This window comes from Bacteroides sp. CAG:633 (genome assembly GCF_000435115.1).
Classification (GTDB): domain Bacteria; phylum Bacteroidota; class Bacteroidia; order Bacteroidales; family Bacteroidaceae; genus Bacteroides; species Bacteroides ndongoniae.
The window spans coordinates 19,162-22,467 of record NZ_FR883073.1; the positions used below are offsets into that span (position 1 = coordinate 19,162).

At 50.8% G+C, this 3,306-nt stretch carries 2 protein-coding genes; both read right to left on the minus strand.

Features of this window, described 5'->3' with window-relative positions; translation table 11 throughout:
- Positions 1–200 precede the first annotated feature (200 nt).
- Complete coding sequence (locus QVP67_RS08310; protein WP_022163108.1) at positions 201–2,513, minus strand: GH92 family glycosyl hydrolase; 2,313 nt, start codon at positions 2,511–2,513, stop codon at positions 201–203.
- A 54-nt stretch (positions 2,514–2,567) separates the two neighbouring features.
- On the minus strand, positions 2,568–3,306 hold a 739-nt coding region (locus tag QVP67_RS08315; protein WP_288180034.1), incomplete at its 5' end, for an acyltransferase family protein.

Below are 3,306 nucleotides of genomic sequence, written 5' to 3' on the forward strand. Positions count from 1 at the left end.
CCGTCGGCAGCGCAGGCATCGACTGCCCGCTGGAAGGCCCCGGTAGAAAGCAGCGTAGTATCGGAAACCGCGCCGAACGCAGTCACATCGTACACCGGAGCATGTCCGCCTCTGGCATACAGGAACAAAGGGATAAACAGCAACAGGGACAGACTGGCAGATATTCTATGTATCATAAGCATAAACATTCGTTCAATCAATTACATTACAGAAGGCGGACAGTCGGCCGAAGCACTGCCCCAAGCAGTGTTAGGCTTATCGCCCATGACAAACTCCATCGTTCCTCCCCGCAGAATATCCTCGTGCGAAAGGTAATTCTTCGTATAAGGACGTCCGTTCAGACGGACACTTTGTATATAGATGTTCTTCTCGGAAGCATGAAGCGCCTTCAATATAAATGTACGTCCGTTCTCAAGATGTAACGCTGCTTCGCTGAACGAAGGACTACTCAATATATAATAAGGTGTGCCGGGACATACGGGATAGAAACCCAAAGCGGCAAAGACGTACCAGGCTGACATCTGTCCGGCATCGTCGTTGCCCGACAACCCACCGGGTGCCTGCAGGTACTCGGTCTGCATGATGTGACGAACCGCCTGCTGGGTCTTCCACGGCTGTCCGGCATAGTTGAACAGAAAGGCCACCTGATGACAAGGCTCGTTGCCATGCCAATAGCGTTGTTCGCTGAACATGGAATCGAGTTTAGCGATGAATTTGTCACGCCCTCCCATACATTCCATCAGACCGTAAGGGTCGTGAGGTACATACCAGGTGTAATGACAAGGGGCTCCTTCGGTGATGAAGGAAGCAAAACGGAACGCATTATCGTCCGTAAGGAAACTGCCGTCGGCCCGACGCCCTTGTGCATAACCGGTACGAGGATCGATGACGTTGCGATAATTGCGGGCACGAGCCAGCAAACTGTCTGCATCGGCTGTCTTGCCCAAAGCTGCAGCGACCTGCGCCAGAGCAAAGTCGTCGTAAGCATACTCCAGCGTACGCGATACCTGTTCCCTTGTATGGAACGCATCGGGAACAGAATCTTCAAGCGGAATGTATCCGTACTTCAGATAGGACTTCAAAGCCCTGCGCCCCATACCGTCACGGTATTCGCGTACATCGGCGGGTAATTGAAAAGCGTTCTTGCGCATGGCCTCGTACGCCTTGTCAATATCGAAATTACGGATTCCCTTACAATAAGCATCGGCCAAGGTAGCAATGCAGTGGTCGCCAATCATGGCAGCCGTGTAGCTGTTCCAGCACGGGAAAATAGGAAGCCACCCACCCTGTTCGTACTTCCAGACAAGCGACTGCATCATATCGCCCGCCCGTCCGGGGGTCAGCAGATTGACCAACGGATGCAAGGCACGATACGTATCCCACATGCTGTAGTCCTCGTAATAGGTACGTCCGGCAGGAAGCTGACGTACGGGAGTACCGGTAGCAAACGAAGGATAACGGCCGTCGGCATCGTTGAACGTGCGCGGCAGGAAAGAAGCCCGGTATAAGGCACTGTAGAATTTCTCTTTTGCTTCGCGGTTGTCGGTCTGCACTTCGACAAGTGCCAACCGATGTTCCCAGATATCTGTCAGTTCACGACGTGTACGGTCAAAATCCCAATGGGGAATCTCGGCTTCAAGATTATTCATGGCTCCTTCGGCACTAACAAACGAGGAAGCAGCCTTAACCAACAGGTTCTCGCCTTCGTTCACATCGAATTCGACATAGGCACCGATACCACAGGCATTGCCTATAGCCTCACGAGCCGGGAATATGGAATCGCCTCGGAATACGCCGAAGCCTGTTATCTTCTTCTGGAAACGAACCACAAAATGTCCGCTATATCCGGCAGGCTCTCCCCAGCCCTGATAGATACGATGGACGGGATTGTAACCGCTGATGACGTTGTTCACAGTATCGACCGAGATAAATCCCTGCCCTTCATCGCTGTTCGGATTGACAACCAAATAAGCTTTACCGCTTTTCTGATAAGTGAAACGGAAAATGGACGAGCGCGAACGTGCCGTCATCTCTGCTGTCAGAGCCTCATCGGGCAAGGAAACGGCATAATAGGCAGGAGTGGCCTGCTCGGTCTGGTGCGAGAAACGGGTTACACGTGCTTCGGGCATGCACCGCAAACGGCTAAAAAGCGGCATCAGGGTCATGGAACCGTAATCCTGTGTGCACCCACCCACAATCCAATGCGAATTGCGGAACCCCTGCAAAAGGCTGTCGGCATAATAGTAAGGAGCAATGCATTTCTCTTCGGTGTCGCGAGTCTGCGGAGTCCAGAAATTCATTCCGTTGGGTTCGAGTACTGCGGGCAACGCCTGTCCGTATTCCTCGGTATTCTTTCCAAACAGTCCCGCCGTATGCGTCACACTGGGAGCCGTACCAATCCGCGTATCAACATATGGCAGACGTTTTTCCTCCGCACTTTTCTCCGAACAAGCTGCACAAAAGCCTGCAACGGAAAAAATACACAAGACACTATATAAACGGATTCCTGTCATAACACTTTGCTCTTTCTTTTCAATTCTTTCTATCGAGAATATTCTACGATCTGCTTATAACTTGATATATATTTTCTTTTTGTACAGCCAATATCCGCATCCTCCCATTACCAGCGCGAAGAGCAACGAATAACATGCCGAAGCCAGATAAGGATCGGAAATGCACGAGTGAATGACTCCGTAAACGACAGGCTTGCTTTCCGTAGCACTTATCACAATAGCTGCCACTTCGCTCAGCACATACAGGAACAACGGATTGACTCCGAATACTTCGAAGAAGCGACACCAGTCTTTCTTTCCTTTCAGATCAATGAAGTAGGTCAGTGTAGCCTGAAGCATGGCTGCAAGTCCACAAGTGACCAGTACAAAAGTAGGCGACCAGATACGCTTGTTCAGCGGGAAAGCTTCTGTCAGCAAGAAGCCTACAACCATCAGCAGAAAGCCTGTAACCGCCAGCTTCAGGATTCTTGTTTCCAATGAAATGCCTTTCTTCAGCATCAGTGCTCCACAGCAGAAGCCTATCAGTGTGTGAGCAATGGCAGACAAGGTACTGACTAACCCTTCAGGGTCAATCGGGCTCTTCCGGTAAAGGTGCTCTGTCCCTAAAATACCACGATCGGCAACAGACAGAATATTGGTCTCGTCACACGCATATCCATTGCCCATACAGAGCAAAACAGCATAGCCCACCAACAATATGCCTGCAATCCATGCCAAACGTTTATGATTGACATACAATGCCAGAAGTGAAGCTACACAATAGCACAAAGCAATGCGGGGCAGCACTCCAGTC

Coding starts and splice junctions, on each gene's coding strand:
- QVP67_RS08310 (WP_022163108.1), bottom strand. CDS start 2,513: ATGACAGGAATCCGTTTATATAGTGTCTTGTGTATTTTTTCCGTTGCA.